Raw genomic sequence first — 22872 nt, forward strand, 5'->3', positions numbered from 1 at the left:
TCTCGGCGGTGCCGGTGTGTCAGTTCACGCCGACGCCGTTGCCGATGATCTCGCCGAGGCCATTGCCCGTGCCGTCGGCGTTCCCGTTGCCGACCCCCTCACCGGCTTGTTCACCGGCACCGGCCTCTTCACCGGCACCGGCTTCCTCACCGGCACCGGCTTCCTCGCCCGCGCCGGCCTCTTCGCCCGCACCGGCGTCGTCACCCGCGCCCGCGCCGCCGCCCGCGGCGCCACCACCGCCGAGGGTCGCGCCGACCGCCTCCAGGGCGGTGGTCACCGGCTGGAAGAAGGTCTCGCCGCCGACCGTGCAGTCACCGCTGCCGCCGGACGTCAGGCCGATCGCCAGCCCGTCCTGGGTGAACAGGGAGCCGCCGCTGTCCCCGGGCTCGGCGCAGACGTTGGTCTGGATGAGCCCGGTGACCGTGCCCTCCGGGTAGTTGACGGTGGCGTCGAGGCCCGTGACCTGACCGTCGTTCAGACCGGTGGTGCTGCCCATCCGGAAGACCTGGAGGCCGACCGCGGCGTCCGCGGCCTGACTGATCGGGACGGTCTGGTCACCGACGTTGACCTCGCTCGGCGCCTGCGTCGCCGGGTCGTCGTACTTCACGAGCGCGAAGTCGCCGGCGCCGGGGAAGGTCGACTGGTCGACGGTGGCGATCGGCTGGCCGCCCTGGGTGTCGGACCACTCGTTGCCGCCGAGCGTGCAGTGACCGGCGGTCAGGAAGGCGGGAGAGCCGTCGCCCGCGGTGACGTTGAAGCCGGCCGAGCAGCGGGAGCCGCCGGCGAAGATGGCGTCACCGCCGGAGAGGAACGTCTTGAAGGTGCCGGCCGACTTCTTGATGGTCGCCATGTCCGAGCCGAGGCTCTCGACGGTCGACTCCAGCTGGTCCCAGTTGTCGCCGGTGACCGTGGAGTCGGCGGTGACGAGGATCTTGTTCGTTCTGGGGTCGACGGCCCACGCGGTGCCGGGGATGGTCGCCTCGGACTTCAGGGTCTTCGCACCGGCGTCGAGTTCGGCCAGGCTGTTGTCGACCTCACGGACCTTGGCGCCCGCCTTCTTCGCCTGCACGATGACGTTGTTGTTGTCGCCGGGGACGACGTTGACGACGAGCTGCCGGCTCTCGGCGTCGTAGTACGACCCGGCGAAGGCGTCGCCCAGCATGCCCGCGAGCTGCGAGGCCAGATCCGAGGCGTCCGCCGCCTTCAGGGTCTTGGGAGCGGCGGCGTCGGCCGACGTGCCGTCCTGCGACGCGTTGGCGTTCGGCAGCAGGATCGCGGCCGCTCCGAGCGCCACCACGCTGCCCGCGGCTATCGCGGCCTTGCGCTTCGGAATTCGCTTGTGACTCAAACTTCTCGACCTCCTGGGGGACGGGGTCAGTGCCGCCTTGTTCGGCAGCTGTTCGGGGCGCCTGGTTGGCAGTTGGTACGCACGGGTCGCACGAGGCGTTCAATTGCTTTTGCACGCGCCCCACTCGGCACACCTAATCGGCCAAGGACCGCACCGCAGGGCCCGGCGGCGGGAACAATCCCCCATATGACGATGACCACCGCCGAAGCCGACAAGATCCTCTCCGCCAACTTCGCCCCCTGGGTGCTCGCCCTCGGTCTGTCCGTACAGGCCGTCGAAGATCATCGCGCGATCCTGCGACTGCCCTGGTCGGATGCGCTGGCCCGGGAGGGCGGTGCGCTGTCGGGGCAGGCGCTGATGGCCGCCGCCGACACCGCGACCGTGATCGCCGTGTCGGCGGCGCGGGGGGCGTACGGACCGATGACGACGGTGCAGCAGTCGACGTCGTTCCAGCGCGCGGTGACCGGTTCGGATGTCCTGATCGAAGCGGTCGTCACCAAACTGGGCCGCCGGATGGCGTTCGCCGACATCACGCTGACCGACGAGGGGTCGGGGGAGATCGCGGCGCGGGCGAGCACGGTGTACGCCCTTCTGGGCTGACACGTTCCGCCATCGACCGGTGACGGTCCGTCGTGAACACCGAGCGGAATCCTGGCTTCAGGGAATCTGCACATTCAATGCTCAACGAAGTCACGGCGGGCCGGGGTTCTGCACAAGGGAGCTACCGGCGGTCACCCCCTTGAGGGGGGAGTGTCCAATTCGCCGCCGCGAGCCCCGAAGTTCCCCGCCCGGATGCAACAGCGCGTCGGCGCCGATGCTGTGACGCATGTGAAGAAGTGACCGACACGACGTGACCGCATCTGCACGGATGACGGCGTTCGCGGACCCAAGTGCCCAGGTGAGGGCATGGGTTGATTGGAAGCCCGCGCCCGCAGCGTGCTTTGATCCATCGCATCGCGGGGCCACGAACGGCTTTTCGGAAACGGGCGCCGGGTGCCCGCGGTCGCGGCCGTCATCTGTCCCCAGAGGGGGCCGCTCCCCCTTGTGAGATATCCATTAGGAAGGGATGTTCCATCATGAACTCCACCCCCCAGGTTGAGACCGTCGAGATCTCCGACGCCGAGCTCGACAACGTCTCCGGCGGCCTGCAGGTCAACGCCGTGAACGGTGCCCTCGACGCTGTCAACGGCATCGCCCCGGTCTCCGGCCTGGTCGACACGGCCGTCGGTACCGTGGAGGGTGTCACCGGCCTGAACACCGCCCCGGTCTCGGGCCTGGTCGCCGGTCTCTGATCGCGCCTTCGAACCTTTGAGTCCCGGAGCCTTTCCCCGGCTCCGGGGCTCTTCGGGTGCCACGAACCGAACGGCACCGCCCCGCGACACGACCGGCCGCGCGCCGGTCCCCACTCATCCTCAGGTGAGGGAAGTTCCGTGCAGTTCCGCCAACAGGCCCTCGCCAAGCTCCAGTCGCCGGAGGAGCTCGACCTTCCGGTGCGCTTCGCCCGTCCCCAGGGCTGGCTGGTCCTCTGCGTGACGGTGGTCGTGATGGCCGCGGCGTCCGTGTGGGCCATGACCGGCTCGGTCGCCTCCACCGTCGGCGCGCCCGCGATCCTCACCCACGGCCAGGGCAGTCACATCCTGCAGAGCCCGGTTGCCGGCCAGGTCACCGCGGTCCTCGCCGAGCAGGGCAGGTGGCTCCCCGCGAACTCCCCCGTCGTGAAGGTCCGTACCGCCAAGGGCGAGACGGTCGTCCGTACGGTCGCCGCGGGCCGGGTCACCGCGCTCGCCGCCACCATCGGGCAGATCATCTCCACCGGCGCGGACGTCGCCGCCGTCGAGAAGGTCGCGCACGCCGAGGACCCGCTGTACGCCACGGTGTACGTCCCCGCGCAGAACGCGGCCTCCATCCCGGACGAGGCCGCCGTGGACCTCACCGTCTCCTCCGTACCCACCCAGGAGTACGGCGTCCTGCGCGGCCACGTGAAGTCCGTGGACCGCTCCGCGCAGTCGGCACAGCAGATCGCCGCGTTCCTCGGTGACAGCCAGCTCGGCGAGCAGTTCACCAAGGAGGGCAGGCCCGTGGCCGTACGGGTGCAGCTGGACCGCGAGTCCGGCACGAAGAGCGGCTACGCGTGGTCGTCCGCGGACGGGCCGCCGTTCGCCCTCACCTCCATGACCACGGCCGACGCCTCGATCCGGCTGGCCGACCAGCGTCCCGTCGATTGGCTGCTGCCGTGAGCACCGCACAGGAGACCCGCGGCAGGCGCCGCGCCGCCCCGCCCAAGCGCCCGGTCCCCAAGGGCAGGACCAAGACGGTGCGCACACCCACCGTCCTGCAGATGGAGGCCGTGGAGTGCGGGGCCGCCTCCCTCGCGATGGTGCTGGGCCACTACGGCCGTCACGTCCCGCTGGAGGAGCTGCGCATCGCGTGCGGTGTCTCGCGCGACGGCTCACGCGCCAGCAACCTGCTGAAGGCGGCCCGCTCTTACGGCCTGACCGCCAAGGGCATGCAGATGGACACGGCCGCCCTCGCCGAGGTGAAGACGCCGGCCGTGCTGTTCTGGGAGTTCAACCACTACGTCGTCTACGACGGCATGGGGCGTCGCTTCGGCCGCCGGGGCGTGTACGTCAACGACCCCGCCAAGGGCCGCCGCTTCGTGCCCATGGAGGACTTCGACGGCAGCTTCACCGGGGTCGTGCTGGTGATGGAGCCCGGCGAGGGCTTCAGCAAGGGCGGTCGCCGGCCCGGGATTCTGGGCGCGATGCCGGCCCGGCTGCGCGGCACCGCGGGCACGATGCCCGCCGCCGTGCTGGCCAGCCTCCTCCTCGTGCTGGTCGGTGCGGCGGTGCCCGCGCTGAGCCGCACCTACATCGACATGTTCCTCATCGGCGGCCAGACCTCCCTGCTGGGCGTGCTGTTCGCCTCGATGGGGTCCTGTGTCGCGCTCACCCTGGTGCTGACCTGGCTGCAGCAGGCGAACCTGCTGCGCGGCCGCATCATCTCCTCCACCCTGTCCAGCGCCCGCTTCCTGCGGCATCTGCTGCGGCTGCCGGTGACGTTCTTCTCCCAGCGCAGCCCGGCCGACCTGGTGCAGCGCCTCCAGTCGAACGACGCGGTGGCCGAGACGCTGGCCCGTGACCTCGCGGCGGCGGGCGTGGACGCCGTCGTCGTCGTCCTGTACGCGCTCCTCCTCTACACCTACGACCCCCAGCTCACCTTCGTCGGCATCGGCGTCGCCCTGCTGAACGTCGTCGCGATGCGGGTGGTCATCCGGCTGCGCGCCACCCGTACCGCCAAGCTGCGCGCGGACAACGCCCGGCTGACCAACACCGCCTACACGGGCCTGCAGTTGATCGAGACGATGAAGGCGACCGGCGGCGAGGACGGCTACTTCCGCAAGTGGGCCGGGCAGCACGCCACGACCCTGGAGGAGCAGCAGCGCCTCGGCGTCCCGAGCGCCTGGCTGGGTGTGGTCGCGCCGACGCTCGCCACGCTGAACAGCGCGCTCATCCTCTGGATCGGCGGCATGCGGGCGGTCGAGGGCGGCATATCCGTGGGCCTGCTGGTCGCCTTCCAGGCCCTGGTCACCCGCTTCACCGCCCCGATCACCCGTCTGAACGGCGTCGCGGGCCGCATCCAGGACTTCGCCGCGGACGTGGCCCGCCTGAAGGACGTGGAGAACTTCGAGGCGGACCCGCTGTACGGCCGCCCCGGCGCGGGCGACTCGACGCGCCGGCTGCAGGGCCATGTCGAGCTGCAGAACATCACGTTCGGCTACAGCCCGCTCGACAAGCCCCTGCTCACCGGTTTCGACCTGACCGTCGGCCCGGGCCGGCAGGTGGCACTGGTCGGCGGCTCGGGCAGCGGCAAGTCGACGGTCTCCCGGCTGATCTCGGGTCTGTACGCCCCGTGGGAGGGCGTCATCCGCATCGACGACCAGCGCATCGAGGACATCCCGCGCGGCGCGCTCGCCGCCTCCGTCTCCTTCGTGGACCAGGAGGTGTTCCTCTTCGAGGGCACCGTCCGCGACAACGTGGCGCTGTGGGACCCGTCGATCCCGGACGAAGCGGTGGTCGACGCGCTCCGCGACGCGGCGCTGTACGACGTCGTCATGCGCCGCCCCGGCGGCATCCACAGCAGGGTCGAGCAGGACGGTCGCAACTTCTCCGGCGGGCAGCGCCAGCGCCTGGAGATCGCGCGGGCCCTGGTGCGCCGCCCCAGCATCCTGGTGCTGGACGAGGTGACGAGCGCGCTGGACGCCGAGACCGAGCTGGTCGTGATGGACAACCTGCGCAAGCGCGGCTGTGCCTGCGTGGTGATCGCGCACCGGCTGAGCACCGTGCGCGACAGCGACGAGATCGTCGTACTGCAGCACGGCGCGATCGTGGAGCGCGGGCGGCACGAGGAACTCGTGGCGCGGGGCGGCGCGTACGCGGCACTGGTCAAGGAGCGGTGAGATGACGTCAGTCCACGAGGGCGACCTCGTTCTCGACGCGCTCGGCCAGGTGGGCACGCGCATCGACTGCGCGGGGTTCAACCGCCTGGACCTCGAAGGCCCGCAGGTGCTGTGGCTGGTGGCGTCCGGCGCGGTGGACCTTTTCGCGGTCGACGCCGGGCAGCAGGGCCACTGGCACCACCTGGGCCGCCTGGAGGCGGGCTCGCTGCTGCTCGGCCCGGTCGCGGGGCCGCAGCACACGCTGGTGGCGCGACCGCTCAGGGACTGCGTCGTCCACCGCATCGGGCTGCGCGAGCTGTACCAGCCCGCGCACACCCAGACCTGGTCCTACGACGACTACGGCAACCCGCAGTACGTCCCGCCGCAGACGAGCCCTCTGGAGTACGCCCTCGCCCTCGGCGTCGGCCGCAGCCTCTCCATCCTCTTCCAGGCGCCGATGGCCACCGAACGGGCCGCCGCGGACGGGGGTGCCCCCGTGCGAGCGTATTCGAGCATGGGGGACGACGACGACGTCTTCTGGATGCAGGTGCCGCCGGGCAGTGTGCAGTACGGCTCGCTGTACGGCGCGGAGGCCGCCGCCGACCTGCTGATGGACCCGGCGGTCTGGCAGTCCATGGTGGACCAGCAGTACCGCCTGCTGACCACGCTCGACCGCTGGATCGAGCAGCTGGAACGCACCCACGAGACCCGGACGGCGGAGGGCATCAAGGCCGGTGAGGCGGTACGCGCCCAGGCCGACCGGACCCTGCTGGCGTCCATCGGCAAGCGGCCCGGCACACGCACGACGGCCGCCGACGCGGACGCCGGCTACGCGGCCTGCAAGCTGGTCGCGCAGGCGGCCGGGATCACGCTGGCCGAGCCCGCGCAGAGCGGCACCGAGAGCGACCGGCTCGATCCGGTGGAGCGGGTCGCCCTCGCCTCACGGGTGCGCACCAGGGCCGTGCGCCTGGACGGGCGGTGGTGGCGGGACAACATCGGCCCGCTGGTCGGGCATCGGGCGCTGTCCGGTGCGCCGGTGGCGCTGCTGTGGCGGCGCGGCGGCTATGTCGCCGTCCATCCGGCGACCGGCCGGGAGACACCGGTCGAGAAGGCCAACGCGCAGGAGTTCGAGCCGCGGGCTGTGATGTTCTACCGTCCGCTCCCGGACCGCGCGCTGAGCCCGCTGCGGCTGCTGAGGTTCAGCATGCGGGGCACCGGCGGTGACCTCGCCAACCTCCTGCTGAGTGGTCTGGTGACGGTGGCGATCGGCGCGCTGGTGCCCATCGCGACCGGCAAGGTGCTCGGTGAGTTCGTGCCGAAGGCACAGACCTCTCTGATCGTGCAGTTCTGTCTGGCCGTGATGGTCAGCAGTGTCGTGGCGGCGGCCTTCATGCTGCTGCAGAACCTGACGATCCTGCGGCTGGAGGGTCGGATCGAGGCGACGCTCCAGCCGGCCCTGTGGGACCGGCTGCTGCGGCTGCCGACGAAGTTCTTCACCGAGCGCTCGACCGGCGAGCTGGCGAGCCAGGCCATGGGGATCAGCGCGATCCGCCGTCTGATGGCCGGCGTCGGGCCCGTGGTCGCGCAGTCGGTGACGGTGGGGGCGATGAACCTGGCACTGCTGTTCTGGTACAGCGTGCCGCTGGCGCTGGCGGCGATCGGCATGCTCGTCGTCATCGCGGGCGTGTTCCTGGGGCTGGGGCTGTGGCAGGTGCGCTGGCAGCGGCGGCTGGTGGTACTGAACAACAAGCTCAACAACCAGGCGTTCCAGACGCTGCGCGGACTGCCGAAGCTGCGCGTCGCGGCGGCCGAGAACTACGCCTACGCGGCCTGGGCGGAGCGGTTCGCGCACAGCCGCGAACTCCAGCAGAAGGTGGGACGGATCAAGAACCTCACCGCGGTGCTGGGCGCGGTGTACCTGCCGGTGTGCACCCTGCTGATGTTCATGCTGCTGGCGGGGCCCGCGCGTGGGTCGATGTCGGCGGCCGCGTTCCTCACCTTCAACACCTCGGTGACGATGCTGCTGACCTCCGTCACCCAGCTGACCGGCGCGTTCGTCTCGGCAGTGGCCGCGCTGCCGCTGTTCGAGGAGATCAAGCCGGTGCTGGAGGCCGCTCCCGAGGTGCGCACGGCCAGCACCCGGCCGGGCCCGCTGACCGGGTCGATCGAGGCGCGGCGGCTGTCGTTCCGCTACTCCGACGACGGCCCCCTCGTCCTCGACGACGTGTCCTTCGAGGTGCGCCCGGGCGAGTTCGTGGCCATAGTCGGCCCCAGCGGCTGCGGCAAGTCGACGCTGCTCAGGCTGCTGATCGGCTTCGACAAGCCGGTCTCGGGCAGTGTGCTGTACGACGGCCAGGACCTCGCCGCGCTCGACCGGTCGGCCGTGCGCCGGCAGTGCGGGGTCGTGCTCCAGCACGCGCAGCCGTTCACCGGCTCGATCCTGGACGTCATCTGCGGTACGGAGCCGTACACGCCGGAGGAGGCGATGGCGGCGGCCGAGATGGCGGGGCTCGCCGAGGACATCAGGCGGATGCCGATGGGGCTGCACACGATCGTCTCGGGCAGCGGCGCGATCTCCGGCGGCCAGCGGCAGCGCCTGATGATCGCGCAGGCGCTGATCCGCCGCCCGCGCATCCTGTTCTTCGACGAGGCCACCAGCGCCCTCGACAACGAGACCCAGCGCACGGTCATCGAGTCGACCAGGGCCCTCAACGCCACCCGCATCGTCATCGCGCACCGGCTGTCGACGGTGCTGGACGCCGACCGCGTGATCGTGATGGAGGACGGAAAGGTCGCCCAGCAGGGACCGCCCGCGCAGCTCCTCGCGGACACCGGCGGGCGGCTGCACGAGCTGGTACGACGCCAGATGGCCTGACCGGTCAGGCGTCCAGGCCCGGCACGGGGGCTCCGGAGGGCACCCCCGCGGCCACGTAGCCGTCGTAGAGGTCTTTCCACGGAGCGTCCGCCCCGGCGTGCGGCCCTTCGAAGCGCTCCCCGCGCGCGTGTGCGTCCAGGGCGGTGAGGCACACCTCCCAGCCCGCGCTGTTGCGGGCGGCGGTGTTCTCGGCGACGAGCACGTTGGTGAGCGTGAAGCGGGTGCGCTCCTCGCCCACGGGCTCCAGGTCGAAGTGCAGTTCGTCGCCGCCCCACTCGAAGGACAGGTGCCGGGGCTCGTCGACGGCGATGACCCGGCCGGTGGCGTCCGCGGTGTTCGGGTCGCCGCTGAAGGTGACGGTGCCACCGGGGCGCAGCTCGATCTCGGCGCGCGAGGGGAACCAGTGGGCGAGTTCGCCGGCGTCGGTCACGAACCGCCAGACGCGCTCGACGGGGTGGTCGTAGGTGCGGCTGAAGCGGACGGCAGGGCGGCCGTCGTCCAGGGTGAGGTAGGTGCCGGTGAGGTCCGCGGTCATGGTGGATCAGTCCTTCGTGGTGGCTGGCCCGTCGGTGTCGTCCGAGGTGTCGTCCGAGGTGTCGTCGTCCGAGGTGGCGTCCGACGTCTCGTCGAGGCGGCGGCCCAAGGCGTCCAGGCTGCTGTTCCAGAGCCTGCGGTACGGGGCGAGCCAGGCGTCGAGGGCGGCGATCGGGGCCGCATCCAGGGCGTAGACCCGGCGCTGGGCGTCCTGCCGCACCCGCACCAGTCCCGCCTCCCGCAGCACCTTCAGGTGTTTCGACGTGCTCGGCTGGCTCAGCCCGCATGCCTCCACGATCTCCCCGACGGCCCGCGGCCGCTCCAGGAGCAGCGCGACGATGGCCCGCCGGTGGGGGTCGGCGAGGGCGCTCCAGAGCGACGCATCGGACATGGCACCAATATGCCCACGCGGTTATATTCCCGTCAAGGAATGTAGAGTCCCCGCTCCTGTGCGCCCCCGTTGCACCGGCCTCGAAACGGGTACACGCCGCCCATGCGAATCAGCGTGGTGGATGTGGGGTCGAACACGGTCCGGCTCGTGGTGGCCGACGCGCAGGACGGGGTTCCGCTGCCGGTCCATACGGAGAAGTGGCGGCTGCGGCTGTCCGAACAGGTCAAGCCGGGGGACAGCATTTCCGAGGAAGCCGTCGAACGGCTGGTCGGCGCGGTGTGCGCGGCGAGCCGGACCGCGACCAGATGGGGCGCCACCGCTCCCCTGGCCTTCGCGACGGCCGTCGTACGCAACGCGCCGAACCGCCACGAGGTGCTGCGTACCGTTCGCGCCCGGACCGGCGTGAGCCTGTGCACACTGCCGGGCGAGCTGGAGGCCGAGCTCACCTTCCTCGGGGCACGGCGGTGGATGGGCTGGCGGGCCGGGCCGCTCGCCCTGCTGGACATCGGCGGCGGCTCGCTGGAAGTCGCCTTCGGCCGGGGCCGGCTGCCCGACTTCGTCGCGTCGCTGCCGCTCGGCGCCCAGAAACTGACCCATGAGTTCTTCGCCGACGAGGACCCGCCGGACCCGCGACGCATCCGGGAGCTGCGCCGCAAGGTGCGCCACCAGCTGCGGGACGTGGCGGCCCGGATCCGCTGGGAGGGGCCGCGCACGGCCGCGGCCACGTCCCGTACGTTCCAGCAGCTGGGCCGGTTGTGCGGAGCCGCGCCGGGGCGGCACGGGCCTTTCGTGGAACGGGAGCTGACGCGCTCGGACCTGAGCGAGGCGATCGACCGCCTGGCCCCGCTGCCGACCGCCGAGCGCGCCCTGCTCCCCGGCATCTCCGCGCCACGTGCCGCGCAGAGCCTGGCCGGTGCGGTGGTCGCGCACACGGCGATGAAGCTGACCGCCCTCGGGTCGGTGACGATCTGCCCCTGGGCGATCCGCGAGGGGATCATGCTGCGGCAGATCGAGGACGGCGCGTCCTGGTGGGCGGAGGTCAGCCGCCTCGACGAGGAGGAAGCCGACGCCCCCGAGCCGCCGGTGCCCCTGCGGATCGCCGGCGCACCCGCGACCAGCTGACACACGACCGACCACGGACGGAGACCTTCGTGTCCCAGGACAACGAGCACACCGGCGACAAGCACACCGACGAGCACCCCGAGACGGCGTTCGAGGAGGTCATGGCGGAGATCGCCGACGCCGAGCGCCGTACTCACGACACCACCGGGCAGCGCCGCCGCAGGGGCGAGGCCGGCGAGGCCATCACCCCCAACACGCGCGCGCAGGAGGAGTCGGAGGGCGACTGACCTGACGACGGTCCGCACAGGCCACCGGCCCCCGGCCGCCCCTGTGCGCCGCGGCCGCTTCCCGCCCCGGCCCGTCGTCGAGGCAGTCGCCTCCCCGGGCCGGGTCCCAGGTGCCGGCAGGTGCACGCCCGGCCCCGGCCCGTCCACGCCCCGACGGCCTCACTCGGCGTGGAGACCCGATGCCGCCGACTGCTCGCGGACGGGTGGTCGGGCAGCCCACGGGTACTCGGCGGCCATGACACACCACGTCCGTAGTGCACCCGTCGGCGAAGGCCCCCGGCTGCCGTCCGCGCGCGGCCCCGTCTCCGCCGCCGTCGAGGGCTATCTGCGGGGCACGGACCCGCCGCCCCGGCCCGAGGACATCGCCGGTGCGACCGCCTACGGCGACGATCTCCAGCTGGCGCTGTACCTCTGCTACGAGCTGCACTACCGCGGATTCGCCGGCGTGCCGGACTCCCACGAGTGGGATCCGGACCTCCTGCGGGTGCGCGCCGCGCTGGAGCATCGCTTCCTGACCGCCCTGCGCACGGACGTGCCCTCCCACGACAGCGTCGAGGACGCGCTGGCGGCTCTGCTGGTGGAGCCCGTCGACGGTGCGGGCGTCAGCCACTACCTGTGCGCCGAGGGCGAGTTGTGGCAGCTGCGCGAGTACGCCGCCCAGCGCTCCCTGTACCACCTCAAGGAGGCGGACCCGCACGCCTGGGTGCTGCCCCGGCTGTGGGGCAGGGCCAAGGCCGGCATGGCGGCGGTGGAGTTCGACGAGTACGGCGGCGGCCGGCCCGACCGCGTCCACGCGCATCTCTTCGCCGAACTGATGACGGACCTAGGCCTGGACACCACCTACGGCCGCTACCTCGACGCGGCGACGGCGGAGGCCCTGGCCACGGTCAACCTCATGTCGCTGCTCGGCCTGCACCGGGAACTGCGGGGAGCCCTGGTCGGCCATTTCGCGGCGGTGGAGATCACCTCGTCGCCCGGCTCCCGGCGACTGGCCGAGGCGATGCGCCGTGCGGGCGCCGGGCCGGCCGCCGAGCACTTCTACGACGAGCATGTCGAGGCGGACGCGGTGCACGAGCAGGTCGTACGCCACGAGGTCATCGACGGCCTGCTCGCCGAGGAACCACATCTTGCCTCCGACGTCACCTTCGGGATGGACGTCACCGGGTATCTGGAGGACCGCTTCGGTGACCGGCTGCTCGACGCGTGGCGCGCCGGCCGTTCGTCGCTGCGCACGTCCCAGAGTTCTGCAATCTCCCTTATCTCCTGAATGCCGGGGTACTCGGACGGCGTGAAACCACTGGTGCCTCCGGGCGTGTACGCCCCTCAGGACGACACCGACCTGCTGGTCGGTGCGCTGCTCGACGAACCCTTGCCCGGCGGGGCGGACGTCCTCGACGTGGGAACCGGTTCCGGCGCACTGGCCATCGAGGCCGCGCGCCGCGGTACGCGGGTGACCGCGGTCGACGTGTCATGGCGGGCGGTCTGCACGGCCCGGCTGAACGCCTGGCTCGCCCGCAGTCCGGTGCGGATCCGACACGGCAACCTCTTCGCACCGGTGCGCGGGCAGTCGTTCGACCTCATCCTGGCCAATCCCCCGTATGTGCCCGCACCCGAGGCGGGCCGCGCACCGCAGGGTGCGGCACGGGCGTGGGACGCGGGCCGTGACGGACGGCTCGTGCTGGACCGGATCTGCCGGGAGGCCCCGGCCATGTTGCGCCCCGGCGGTGTCCTGCTGGTGGTGCACTCGGCGCTCAGCTGTCCCGACCGGACGCTGACGCACCTGCGCGGTGAGGGGCTCAAGGCCTCCGTGACACGGCGCACGACGGTGCCGTTCGGTCCCGTGCTGCGATCCCGGGAGGACTGGCTGCGCCGGCGCGGCCTGCTGGTCGGCCATGAGCCGAGGGAGGAGCTGGTGGTCGTCCGTGCCGAACTCCCGGTCTGAGGAACCGCGCCGGATCAAGGTCCAGCGCCAGGGCCCCCTGTTGGTGGAGGGCCCGGTCGAGGTGGAGCTGGAGGACGGCACGACCGTCTCCTGCGACCGCTTCCAGGTCGCCCTGTGCACCTGCCGGCGCAGCCGCCGCTACCCGTGGTGCGACACCAGCCACCGCGACCGGAGCAGGGCCCGCTGAGAGCCCTGCTGCGGGGCCGGCGGGACGGACCGGTCAGTCGAAGTACGACTGGAGCGTGCCGCGGCGGCGGATGTCGAGTGTCGCGCAGTGGAACGAGCCGCCGAACGGCGCGTAGTGCAGCAGGTCGCACGGGATCGGCTCGAACCCCCACCGCTCCAGCCGGCGCAGCATCCCGGTGTGGTGACGTTCGGCGATCACGCGCTTCTCGTCGACCATGAGGACGTTCATGCTGAGCCACTTGCCGCACATCGAGGTGATGCCGAGCAGCCGGTCGTCGATCGGGTCGGGCTCGGGGGCGACCAGGACGTCCCAGGACCGCAGGATCCCGGGCAGCCGGTCGACGTCGATGTACTCGGGGTTGACGAGGACCTTGCCGGGCGCCAGCAGGACGAACGTCGTGTCGATGTGCATGGGCGTACGGCAGCGGCTCTCGATCTCATGGATGCGGTAGCCGGGTCCGAGGTGACGGCGCAGCCACTCGATGCCCATCCGGTTGGTGACGTTGCTCCGGGTCACGAACAGATCGCGTCCCGCGCGCACGAAGTCCGCCGCGTCGAAGACGGGCTCGAACTCGGTGAGGATGTGGCGCGGGGGCTCGCCGTGCCGGGGTGCGCGGAATCCCCGCTCGAACAGCTCGTCGGTGAGCTGCGGCTTGGGCGCCGCCGTCCAGCGCGCGCCGCGCCGGAAGTAGTCCTTCAGGACGGGCCGGTAGGAGTGGGTCTCGAAGTACCGGCACGGCCAGGCCATCGGCGTCTCGATGATCTCGTCGCCGATCACCAGCATGCTGTCGCGCGGACAGGTGTTGCAGAAGCCGCGCGAGGTCCAGTGCGGGGTGCCGAAGCGGCGCTTGTGCTCGACCTTCTCCGGGCGCCTGACCGTGACCCCCAGCGTCTGCAGGAGGTCGATGAACCGGTCGAGTTCGTGCTGCGCCCGGTCGACCAGCACCCGCGGATACCTGAAGCCGCCGGCCAGGCCCATCATCCGCCCCGTCCAGGGCGGGACGTTGCAGGAGACGACCGGATGACGGGAGGGGATCGTCGCGCCGTCGAGACGCCCTACGAGGATCTCCTCCAACGGGTCCCACTCGTTGTGCGAGTTGACCGGTGAGACGAGGGATTCCACAGCAATGTCGGTGGCGGCCGATGTCGCCGTCATCTCACACCCGCTTTCGGTACACGGAAACGAACCAGCGGTTCCGTGTACCCCGCCCCCGCGTGATCACTCAGTGCGGTCGCGCGCGAACTGTCGGTCAAGGTGACGAAGAAATCCGAGGTGTCGGCCGGGCGGCCCCACTCCGCCCGGCCGACCCCCGGTGCGAGACCGCGCCGGCTCCCTCGGCAGGCCGCACTCCCCATCTGCGGACCACTGCCGTCTGCACGGGAACCGAGCGATCCCGGTCCTTAGAACGCGAAGAGGCTCGTCGCGTAGGAGCCCTTCACGCACTCGTTGGCGAAGGTGCGCTCATAGGAGACGCGCCGGCCCTGCCAGACCCCGTCGACCGTCACCACCACTGGGTCGTACTGCTTGGTGCACAGCACGCCGTCTCTGCTCTTGAGGGCATTGAAGTCGCCACCCACCCCTCGCAGTTCGGCGCAGGCGGCGCCGGGGGCGGGATGGGTGCCCGACGGCGTCGGGGCGCAGCTCAGTGTGACCGCGCGCACCGGCGTGGTCATGGCGGCGTCTTCCCCGTGGGCCACGGTGAGCACCAGGGCCGAGGGGGCGTAGAGGGAGGCGGGGGCGGCGTCGGGGGTGGCGAGGGCGGATCCGGTGAGGGGTCCGCAGACGGCGGTGGCCGTGAGGCCGAGGGTCGCTGCCCAGCGCGCGGTGTTCCGCATTGTGTGCATCCTTCCGCTCGATTCGAGGGTGTGTCGGCTCCGGCGCGATCGGTGCCGGAGGGACGAGCGGGAGTCTGCCGAGTCCGCCGCCGAAACTCACATCGACAGCACGGGTTTCAGTAACCTTGCGTATTGAATCAGTGGCGTGAAGTAACGGACTTCGAACGTTCCAATGCCGGAAGTTGGCGGCTCTTGATCGTTCAAAGCCCTTGAGTGGCCGGTTTACGCACGCTCATTAATAGGCCTGAAACATTCCGGTTGAACCCTCCGTGGACCCCTCCTACACCCCTTGTGTTCATGGACGGGACGAGTAATCGTCATTACATGATTACCAGCGACCAACGAGAGAAGTTGCGCGGCTGGTTCGCCGGCCGCCTGCCCGAGGACCTCTTCGAGGAACTGACCGACGTCACGGTCGACCGCGAGGAGATCACCGTGATCGGCCGAATCCCCGAACCCCGCCTGACCGAGGGCGCCTCGGCCGCCGAGCGGGGGGCGGCCGTGCAGGGCCGGATCCAGGAGTTCAGGGAGCGCACCCGTCAGACCCGCATCGAGGTGGCCCGCGAGGCGGAGCACCGATTCGGCCGCAAGGTCTCATGGGGCGTCGCGTGCGGCGGGGAGCGCGCCCTGTTCACCCATGTCGCCGCCCCGGTCATGACCCGGCTGCGGCAGCCGGAACGCCAGGTCCTCGACACCCTGATCGCCGGCGGGGTCGCCCGCAGCCGCAGCGATGCGCTCGCCTGGTGCGTCCGGCTGGTCCAGCGGCACACCGACGACTGGCTCACCGAACTGCGCGAGTCCCTGGAGAACGTCCACCGGGTACGCGCCCAGGGACCGGACACCGAACCCGAGGAGGCGCCCACGGACAGCGACTGAAGGGGACGCCCATCACCTACCGGTCGGTATGGTCTGCGTACAGCGCGTTCTCAGTGACGAGAGGCGGGGCCTGCGCAATGGGTGAGCACCGGGCGGACTTCCAGTACGAGATCTACCTGAACGGGATGACCGGGGCCGTGCCCCGGCTGCCCACCGATCTGACCCGGCTGGAGGAGCTGACCGAGCGGCGCCTCGGCCCGGGTCCGGTCGGCTACGTGGCGGGAAGCGCCGGCGACGGCAGCACGGCCCGCGCCAACCGGGAGGCGCTGCGGCGCCGCCGCATAGTGCCGCGCATGCTGCGGGACGTGCACGAGCGGGACCTGTCCGTGGAGGTGCTCGGCCGCTCCCTGCCCGCGCCGCTGGCGCTGGCGCCCGTCGGCGTGCTGTCGATCATGCACCCGGACGCGGAGTGCGCGGCCGCACGGGCCGCCGCCGCGCAGGGTGTGCCGTTCGTCCTGAGTTCGGCGTCCAGCACCCCCATGGAACAGGTGGCCGAGGCGATGGGGGACGCCGAGCGCTGGTTCCAGCTGTACTGGCCGAAGGATCCGGAGGTGGCCCGCAGCTTCCTGGGCCGGGCGAAGGCGGCCGGGTTCACCGCGCTCGTCGTCACGCTGGACACGCCGATGCTGGCCTGGCGGCCGCGCGACCTCGACCAGGCGTACCTGCCGTTCCTGCACGGCGTCGGCACCGCCAACTACTTCACCGACCCGGCCTTCCGGGCAGGCCTCGCCAAGCCGGTGCACGAGGATTTGAACGCGGCCGTCATGCACTTCGTGGGGATGTTCTCGGACCCCGCCAAGACCTGGCCGGACCTTGCGTTCCTGCGGGAGAACTGGGACGGCCCGATCGTGCTGAAGGGCGTCCTGCACCCGGACGACGCCCGCGAGGCGGCCGAAGCCGGGATGGACGGGGTCGTCGTCTCCAACCACGGCGGCCGCCAGGTGGCCGGCTCCGTCGGTGCGGCCGACGCCCTGCCCCGGGTCGTGGCGGCGGTCGGGGACCGGCTGACCGTGCTGTTCGACAGCGGTATCCGCACCGGCGACGACATCTTCAAGGCACTCGCCCTCGGCGCGCGGGCGGTGCTCGTGGGACGGCCGTACGTCTACGGACTCGGCCTCGACGGGCAGGCAGGGGTCGAGCATGTCATCCGCTGCCTGCTCGCCGAACTGGACCTCACCCTCGCTCTGTCCGGCCACGCGGGCCCCACCACCCCGGGCCCCGCCGATCTGGACGAGGAGTCCGCATGACCGCCGCGCGGAACGTCCTCGCCGTCATCTCACCGCTCGTAGGCGGCGGCATCGACGGCGCCGGCCTGGCCGCGCTCCTCCCCGAGCGGACACATGTCGACCGCCGCACGGCAGCGTTCGGCCGGGCCGTCGTCCACGCCGGTCGCCGCCGGCCGTCACCCGAGGCGGAGGCCGAGTCCGGCGCCGCCCGCCCTGAGCCGCTCGGCGAACCGCTGCGCACCGCCGCATCCGTCCTCCTGCACGCCCCGTGCACCGACGGGACGCGGCACCGGGCGGCCGTGGGTGCTGCGCGGGACTGCCGAAGCACCCCCTAAGCGGGCTCCTCCCCCGCCCGCACCGCTCGTGCCCCCGGCGCCCCGGTCTCCGCGCTCGACAGCGAACCTGGATGCGCCGATGTCACGGGATCGGTCAGCCAGCGCTGCCCCTCGGAGCCGTCGCGGACCTTGACGACGATGTCGGCGCCCGTGTCCCCGGTGGTGGAGGTGAGGGCGAGTTGCTCGTCCCAGCGCGGCAGCAACTCGCCCTGCACGGTGAGGTCGTAGCGCACGTCGTCGGCGCGCGGGGAGTCGTCGTCGGCGCAGGTGCCGAGGATGACCACGCCCGCGTCCACGTGCGAGTCCAGGCACAGGTCGCGATCGGCCACGCTGCGCAGCAGCCCGTCCTTCTCGTAGGTCCACTGCTGGCCGGCGTCGTCCGAGCAGGCGGCCAGTTCGGTGCCGGCGCCCTCCTTCGGCTCGCCCTCGATACCGAGGCACAGCTGGGCGTCGGCGTTGCGCAGCCTGGTCCGCAGCGGTGCGGTGGGCAGTTGTGCCGTACCCGGCGCAGAGGCGGACGCCGCGGGCGGGACCTGGGACGCGTTGCCGCCGCCGGTCGCGGAGGCGGCCGGATCGACGCCGTCGTCGTCGGAGAGCAGACCCGCGGCGAGCATGACCGCGATCAGCCCGGCAGAGGCGAGGCCCACTCCCGTGAGGAGCGTGCGTGGCGAGCGCGGTCCACCGGGCACCGAGCGGACGTGTGCGGGGATCCGCGCGAGCAGCCGGCGGCGGCGTGCGCCGTGCCGGGCGGAGCGGGTGCGTCGCGGTCCGGGCACGTCGCCGTCGGTACGGCCCGGCCGGGTGTCCAGATAGCGGCGCGCGCCCCAGCCCAGCACCGCCTCGGCGATGAGCACACCCAACCCGCCCTCGAAATGGCTCAGTTGTTCGGCGGCGTCACGGCAGTAACGGCAGTTCGCCAGATGCTGCTGGACATCGGGGAGCAGGGCACCGCCCCGGCGCATGGGGACATCGAGGAGGCGGTTGTAGAACCGGCAATCCTTCGTCGGCGCGAGTTCCCGATGGGCATGTACACAGCCTTCACGGAATTTATCACGCGCTTGTTCGAGAGCGGCCGCGGCGGTAACGGTGTCCATACCCGACAAACCGGCGGGTATGCTCAGCGGTTCGGCCTCCACCTCGGTATGCCAGAGCAGGCAACGGGCAAGTCCTGGGAGCGCCTGGAACGACCGATCGGCGAGCTTGCGATTTTCGGGCGTCATGAACTTCGCCGAACGCATACCGCGACCGCCCGCGGGTTTCGCCAGCTCCGGCAGCACGGCCGCGGTCCGCTCCTCGGCCGCCCACCGCCGCACCGTGTCGCGGACCGCGACGAGCAGCCGCGGGCGCAGCGCGGCGGCCGGTTCGCCCAGCGCCAGGCGGTCCAGGACCTGGTGAAAGGCGGCGGCCGTGACCATGTCGGCGACCTCGCCCGAGGAGGCGAGACAGATCACCGCGTATGCGTGGCCCGACTGCCAGTGCCGCGCCATCAGCAGCGCGACGGCCGAAGTGGCCTCTTGGTCCGGACTGCCCCGCAGCCGGGCGGCGAGACCTTCGTCGGATTCCTCGGGAACGCCTCCGGACGGGGGGTAAGGGGGACGAGGGGGGTGGGGGGTGGGCACTGAACGGATTCCTTCCCGCGCTTGTGACACAGAAGGTCTGGCCGTCGAAAAGGACGAGTGGTCTGATGCGTACCTTTTCGACGCGAGCGAGGGGAGCGTGAATTCACCGACGCCCTTCCGCCCCGGTTCCCCTCGGCACGAATGAGCCAGGCCTTTTCCACCCCCCACGGGTACTTCACCCTGGCACAGCCAGCTCATGACCAACAAGGCACTCGGGCAACATCCGCACCGTTGAAGGAAAGTCAGATACGGTGGTGAACTCGCTGCCCGCGCGCACCTTCAGGCATTCCCGGCGGGACTCAGATCTGCCAGGAACGCAGCCGGTCCGCCGCGCCGTACACATCGGTGCTGCCGGCGATCAGGTCGCGGGCGAGATCGACGAGGGCGCCGTAGGGCGGGTCGATGCCGACACCGCTGACGAACATGTAGGCGACCGCGGACGCGCAGGCGAAGCGGGCGTTGGCCGAAGGCAGCGGCTTGAGCAGGGCCAGGGTGTGCAGCAGTGCGGCGGCCCGCCAGGCCGGGTCGGAGTCGACGCCCAGACGGGGCGGATCCACGCGATGGCGGGCGACGGCGGCGACCAACGCCGAGAAGTCGTTGATCGTGGGCTGGTCCGGCAGGACCTCTTCGTGACGCTGGAGCAGCCAGGGCACGTCGATATGGATGACAGCAGCCATCGGTCAGGCGGCCCGCCCCTCGCCCTTTGCCGGCGGTTCGTCGTCGGGGAAGGCGGCCGCGAACTCCTCGGCGTGCGTCGAGAAGAACCGGCGGAACGCCTCGGCGCCCTCCTGCAGCGCCCGGTGCCGCGCTATGTCGGCCGCGGCCGCCTCCCGCACGAGCGCCTTCATCGACGTACCGCGCTCCTTGGCGATCTGCCGCAGGTCCTCAAGCTCGCGGTCGCTGAACTCCACGTTGAGAGCTGGCATGCCCTCACGGTACCGCTCGGGTACTTACCCGTAAATACCTGCAGGTCAAGTGTGATGTACGCCGGTACCGGAGCCGGATGGGCGGGTGGTCTACCAGGCCGGGCGGGGGTCACGCAGATGTTCGGGGGTCTGCTCGGGACGCCATTGCCCTTCGCCCTGGTCCGTGCGCACCAGCCATCCCGGGCTCGGCGCGAACTCGAAGGTCTCGGGCGCCGGGCCGTGGAACCGCTCGGTGCCGGGAAGCGGGATCTCCACCAGCGCCCCGTCGTGGATCATCCACAGCCCGAAGCAGTCGTCCTCCTCGTCGTGGATCAGCACCTGGACGCTCTCCGGGCGGTCCCAGGGCAGCGACTCCAGGTGCTTCAGCAGTCCCGTCCGGGAACCCACCCGGACGAACTCCGACGCCCAGCCGTACATGGTGCCCCCGCCCAGGGAGCTCGGGATGGGCACGAACCTGCCGGCCCAGGTGCGCTCGTCGTCGTGCTCGAGGAGGGGCTCCATGACCTCGTGGGAGTTTCCCAGGGCCAGCACGATGACCTCCGCGATTCTGCTCATGCCCGCAGTATCGCCACGGTCATGGAACCCCTGCCAGCGGATTTCCGCCTACGCCTGGTCCGCCACGAACGACGCCATCCGGGTCAGCGCCGAGTTCCAGTTGATCGTGTGCTCGTTCGTCGACCAGGACTGGATGTCGTCGATGTAGCAGAACTGCCCGACGCAGCCCTTGAGTTTGCTCTGTGCGTAGGGGTCCTGGATACCGGAGTTCGGCCCGCCGGCCAGCGTGCCGACCGGCGGGTTCGGCTGGCTGGGGTCGAGCTGGTGGGCGTACCAGCGGGCGTGCTGGTTGCGGGCGGCGACCTCGCCGTAGCCGGTCACGTACGACATGTTCAGCGCGTTGCGCCCGAGGATGTAGTCCATGCTCTGCACCGCGCCGTCCCGGTACTTGGAGGCACCGGTGATGTCGTACGCCGTGGCGATGACGACGGCGTTGTGCAGGATCTGGTGGTTGGAACCCCAGTCGTAGAGGTTGCCCTCGGGCGCGTACGGCATGCCGTACGGATGGGACCTCAGCGTGGCCAGGTAGCGGTCCGCCCCCTTGACCACGGACTGGCGCACCTTGTCCCGGCCGGGCAGCTTGCTCGGCACGGTCGCCAGGTCCAGCCGCGCCGCTGCCGCCGTCCTCGCCCAGTCGTAGCCGACGGGAACGAAGATGTCGGCCGTGTGCACCGGGGAGTTCAGGACGTGGTCCGCGAACTCCTTCTCGCCGGTGCTGAGATACAGCTCCGCCGCGGCCCAGTAGAACTCGTCGGTGACGTTGTCGTCGGCGTAGGTACCGCCGCCGATGCCGTCGCTCTCGGAGGCGTACCGGTCGGGGTGCGCGAGCGCCGCCGACCAGGCCGTGCGGGCGGCGGCCAGAGTCTTCGCCGCGAACTCCTTGTCGTACGGCTTGTACAGGCGCGCCGCCTGCGCGGCCGTCGCCGCCAGGTTCAGGGTCGCGGCGGTGGACGGCGGGTGCAGTTCGCGCTTCTGCGGGTCGTCGTGCGGCATCAGGGGCAGACCCGTCCACTGCTCGTCGTGGATCTTGTGGTGCGCCATGCCGGCCAGCGGCTGCCCGGCGGGCACCTGCATCTTCAGCAGGAACTCCAGCTCCCAGCGGACCTCGTCCAGGATGTCGGGCACGTTGTTGCCGCTCTCCGGGATGGCGAGCGTGCCGTCGCGCAGCTTCTGCGGTTCCCCGGTGCGGGCGAGCAGTTCGCGTTCGTAGGTGCTCAGCAGCTCCCACACGGAGATGCCGCCGTTGACGACGTACTTGCCGTGGTCGCCGGCGTCGTACCAGCCGCCGGTGACGTCGAGCCGGTAGTCGCACACCCCCGGCTGCCAGGGCACTGCGCCGTCGCCCCGGTTGGGGGCCACGTCGACGTGTCCGGCGGGACGGGCGTAGCCCGGGCGCAGGTCGTCGCGGATCGCGATGCCGCTGCGCTGGGTGTAGTAGTACTTCGCGGCGTCGAGGCGCAGCCGCTCGTAGGCGGCCGTACCGATGTCGAAGGGGCGGCTCGCCTCCCCGTCGGCGACCAGCGTGAAGTCCTTGCCCGGCCTGCGGTACGGGCCGAAGTCGATGGAGTGGACGTTCTGCGCGGAGGAGGCGTCGGTGCCGCGCGGCACGGTCCAGCCCTGGGCCACCACGGCCCCGGACGCGTTCTTCAGCTGCCAGGGCAGCCTGCGGGTGGCGTCGGTGACGAGCGTGGCGTTCTTCGGCCCGGCGGGCAGATAGGCGACCTGGTTCACCCGTACCCGCGGTCCGGTGTCGGGCTCGTACACCTCGGGCGGGACGCCGCCCAGCAGCGAGGCGTCGTCCATGCAGAAGCGCCAGGCGTCCGCACTGCCGCCGAGCTGGAAGGCGACCTGGCCCTGCGGGGTGTCCACGGGCGAGGTGAAGGTGTAGGAGTACGCGTTCCCGGAGACGCTCAGCTCCGGCGTCACCTCGAAGTAGGTGTCGTACGGCGCGGCGGCCAGGCCGACGACCGCCCGCACCACATGACCCTCGGGCGAACCGTTCGCGGTGAAGGAGAAGCGGTACGACTCCCCCTTCACCAGCGTGATGTCGTTCTGCCCGACGGCGGCGTCCCAGCGGTTGGCGGTGCCACCGGGGACATCGGCGCACAGCCGCCCTTCGGACAGGCCCGCGGTGACGTTGCTGGTCGCCCACCACGGCTCGGTGGTGGTGTCGAAAGTGCCGTTCTTGAGCTGCTCGACCTCTTCCGCTCCCGCGGGGGCGACAGGGAGTGCGGTGAGTCCCGCCGCCAGTAAGGCCGTCAGGGACAACAGGGTTCTTCTACGTCGTTTCACGTCTGGGCTCCTCGGGTGAGGTGCGGGTGACGCTCGCGGTGGGAGCGCTCCCAGAAGCGGACGGGGTAATGCTTGTCGGCAACATGACACGCCGTCAACGGTCCGGACGGGACTGGTTGCGCCCGGACCGCCCGGCAGACTCCACCG

General features: G+C 71.2%; 23 protein-coding genes. 13 read left to right on the forward strand and 10 right to left on the reverse strand.

Annotated features, from left to right (window positions below):
* Nucleotides 1–19: 19 nt before the first annotated feature.
* Entirely contained in the window at nt 20–1348 is a 1329-nt protein-coding gene (locus ACWCPI_RS07945) for a S1 family peptidase (protein WP_451037276.1), read from the reverse strand.
* A gap of 186 nt (nt 1349–1534) precedes the next feature.
* Here ACWCPI_RS07945 and ACWCPI_RS07950 point away from each other — a divergent pair, with 186 nt between their 5' ends.
* From ACWCPI_RS07950 to ACWCPI_RS07970, 5 genes are all read left to right on the forward strand, one after another.
* Nucleotides 1535–1948, forward strand: coding sequence for a PaaI family thioesterase (locus ACWCPI_RS07950; protein WP_451037277.1), 414 nt, complete (start codon nt 1535–1537; stop codon nt 1946–1948).
* 476 nt (nt 1949–2424) lie between these two features.
* On the forward strand, nt 2425–2640 hold the full coding sequence (locus tag ACWCPI_RS07955) for a type A2 lantipeptide (RefSeq protein WP_451037278.1): 216 nt from the start codon (nt 2425–2427) through the stop codon (nt 2638–2640).
* A gap of 138 nt (nt 2641–2778) precedes the next feature.
* Nucleotides 2779–3585, forward strand: a complete 807-nt coding sequence (locus tag ACWCPI_RS07960) for an HlyD family efflux transporter periplasmic adaptor subunit (RefSeq protein ID WP_451037279.1) — start codon at nt 2779–2781, stop codon at nt 3583–3585.
* Entirely contained in the window at nt 3582–5804 is a 2223-nt protein-coding gene (locus tag ACWCPI_RS07965) for an NHLP family bacteriocin export ABC transporter peptidase/permease/ATPase subunit (protein WP_451037280.1), read from the forward strand. The genes ACWCPI_RS07960 and ACWCPI_RS07965 overlap by 4 nt, the downstream gene beginning before the upstream one ends.
* Before the next feature lies 1 nt (nt 5805).
* Nucleotides 5806–8658: an NHLP bacteriocin export ABC transporter permease/ATPase subunit gene (locus ACWCPI_RS07970; protein WP_451037281.1), complete on the forward strand. Its 2853-nt coding sequence runs from the start codon at nt 5806–5808 to the stop codon at nt 8656–8658.
* A 4-nt stretch (nt 8659–8662) separates the two neighbouring features.
* Here the strand turns inward: ACWCPI_RS07970 and ACWCPI_RS07975 are convergent, their stop codons facing one another.
* Nucleotides 8663–9193 carry an SRPBCC family protein gene (locus ACWCPI_RS07975; RefSeq protein WP_451037282.1) on the reverse strand — a complete coding sequence of 177 codons (531 nt, stop codon included), beginning with the start codon at nt 9191–9193 and terminating at the stop codon, nt 8663–8665.
* 6 nt (nt 9194–9199) lie between these two features.
* Nucleotides 9200–9583: an ArsR/SmtB family transcription factor gene (locus ACWCPI_RS07980; RefSeq protein WP_451037283.1), complete on the reverse strand. Its 384-nt coding sequence runs from the start codon at nt 9581–9583 to the stop codon at nt 9200–9202.
* Between the two features lie 102 nt (nt 9584–9685).
* Between ACWCPI_RS07980 and ACWCPI_RS07985 the strand changes: the two genes are divergently transcribed.
* The 5 genes from ACWCPI_RS07985 to ACWCPI_RS08005 all read left to right on the forward strand — a co-directional run bounded on the left by ACWCPI_RS07985 (nt 9686) and on the right by ACWCPI_RS08005 (nt 13061).
* Complete coding sequence (locus ACWCPI_RS07985; protein WP_451037284.1) at nt 9686–10705, forward strand: Ppx/GppA phosphatase family protein; 1020 nt, start codon at nt 9686–9688, stop codon at nt 10703–10705.
* Between the two features lie 29 nt (nt 10706–10734).
* The gene (locus ACWCPI_RS07990) at nt 10735–10932 is read left to right on the forward strand and encodes a hypothetical protein (RefSeq protein WP_451037285.1); all 198 of its coding nucleotides are present in this window, start codon (nt 10735–10737) and stop codon (nt 10930–10932) included.
* A 235-nt stretch (nt 10933–11167) separates the two neighbouring features.
* Entirely contained in the window at nt 11168–12199 is a 1032-nt protein-coding gene (locus ACWCPI_RS07995; protein ID WP_451037286.1) for an iron-containing redox enzyme family protein, read from the forward strand.
* Nucleotides 12200–12874 carry a HemK2/MTQ2 family protein methyltransferase gene (locus tag ACWCPI_RS08000; protein WP_451037287.1) on the forward strand — a complete coding sequence of 225 codons (675 nt, stop codon included), beginning with the start codon at nt 12200–12202 and terminating at the stop codon, nt 12872–12874.
* Nucleotides 12855–13061 carry a CDGSH iron-sulfur domain-containing protein gene (locus ACWCPI_RS08005; RefSeq protein ID WP_451037288.1) on the forward strand — a complete coding sequence of 69 codons (207 nt, stop codon included), beginning with the start codon at nt 12855–12857 and terminating at the stop codon, nt 13059–13061. Before ACWCPI_RS08000 ends, ACWCPI_RS08005 begins: the two co-directional genes overlap by 20 nt.
* A 33-nt stretch (nt 13062–13094) precedes the next feature.
* Here ACWCPI_RS08005 and ACWCPI_RS08010 read toward each other — a convergent pair whose 3' ends face one another.
* Both ACWCPI_RS08010 and ACWCPI_RS08015 read right to left on the reverse strand, forming a co-directional pair.
* A complete protein-coding gene (locus ACWCPI_RS08010) occupies nt 13095–14216 on the reverse strand; it encodes an amidinotransferase (RefSeq protein ID WP_451037289.1) in 1122 nt (373 codons plus the stop codon).
* Between the two features lie 245 nt (nt 14217–14461).
* Nucleotides 14462–14896 (reverse strand): protease inhibitor, encoded by a 435-nt coding sequence (locus ACWCPI_RS08015; RefSeq protein ID WP_451037290.1) that lies wholly within the window; start codon nt 14894–14896, stop codon nt 14462–14464.
* A gap of 324 nt (nt 14897–15220) precedes the next feature.
* Between ACWCPI_RS08015 and ACWCPI_RS08020 the strand changes: the two genes are divergently transcribed.
* The 3 genes from ACWCPI_RS08020 (at nt 15221) to ACWCPI_RS08030 (ending at nt 17333) form a co-directional block, all read left to right on the forward strand.
* On the forward strand, nt 15221–15772 hold the full coding sequence (locus ACWCPI_RS08020) for a hypothetical protein (protein WP_451037291.1): 552 nt from the start codon (nt 15221–15223) through the stop codon (nt 15770–15772).
* Nucleotides 15773–15849: 77 nt separating this feature from the next.
* On the forward strand, nt 15850–17019 hold the full coding sequence (locus tag ACWCPI_RS08025; protein WP_451037292.1) for a lactate 2-monooxygenase: 1170 nt from the start codon (nt 15850–15852) through the stop codon (nt 17017–17019).
* Nucleotides 17016–17333 carry a hypothetical protein gene (locus tag ACWCPI_RS08030; RefSeq protein WP_451037293.1) on the forward strand — a complete coding sequence of 106 codons (318 nt, stop codon included), beginning with the start codon at nt 17016–17018 and terminating at the stop codon, nt 17331–17333. The genes ACWCPI_RS08025 and ACWCPI_RS08030 overlap by 4 nt, the downstream gene beginning before the upstream one ends.
* Here ACWCPI_RS08030 and ACWCPI_RS08035 read toward each other — a convergent pair.
* The 5 genes from ACWCPI_RS08035 to ACWCPI_RS08055 all read right to left on the reverse strand — a co-directional run bounded on the left by ACWCPI_RS08035 (nt 17330) and on the right by ACWCPI_RS08055 (nt 22725).
* The gene (locus ACWCPI_RS08035; RefSeq protein ID WP_451037294.1) at nt 17330–18952 is read right to left on the reverse strand and encodes an RICIN domain-containing protein; all 1623 of its coding nucleotides are present in this window, start codon (nt 18950–18952) and stop codon (nt 17330–17332) included. The two genes, ACWCPI_RS08030 and ACWCPI_RS08035, sit on opposite strands and share 4 nt — an antisense overlap.
* Before the next feature lie 299 nt (nt 18953–19251).
* Nucleotides 19252–19629, reverse strand: a complete 378-nt coding sequence (locus tag ACWCPI_RS08040) for a toxin Doc (protein ID WP_388805192.1) — start codon at nt 19627–19629, stop codon at nt 19252–19254.
* Between the two features lie 3 nt (nt 19630–19632).
* Nucleotides 19633–19878 (reverse strand): hypothetical protein, encoded by a 246-nt coding sequence (locus tag ACWCPI_RS08045; RefSeq protein ID WP_388805195.1) that lies wholly within the window; start codon nt 19876–19878, stop codon nt 19633–19635.
* A 90-nt stretch (nt 19879–19968) separates the two neighbouring features.
* The gene (locus tag ACWCPI_RS08050; protein WP_451037295.1) at nt 19969–20433 is read right to left on the reverse strand and encodes a hypothetical protein; all 465 of its coding nucleotides are present in this window, start codon (nt 20431–20433) and stop codon (nt 19969–19971) included.
* Nucleotides 20434–20481: 48 nt separating this feature from the next.
* On the reverse strand, nt 20482–22725 hold the full coding sequence (locus tag ACWCPI_RS08055; protein ID WP_451037296.1) for a glycoside hydrolase family 9 protein: 2244 nt from the start codon (nt 22723–22725) through the stop codon (nt 20482–20484).
* Nucleotides 22726–22872 lie beyond the last annotated feature (147 nt).

The organism is Streptomyces sp. NPDC001920, from assembly GCF_053594495.1.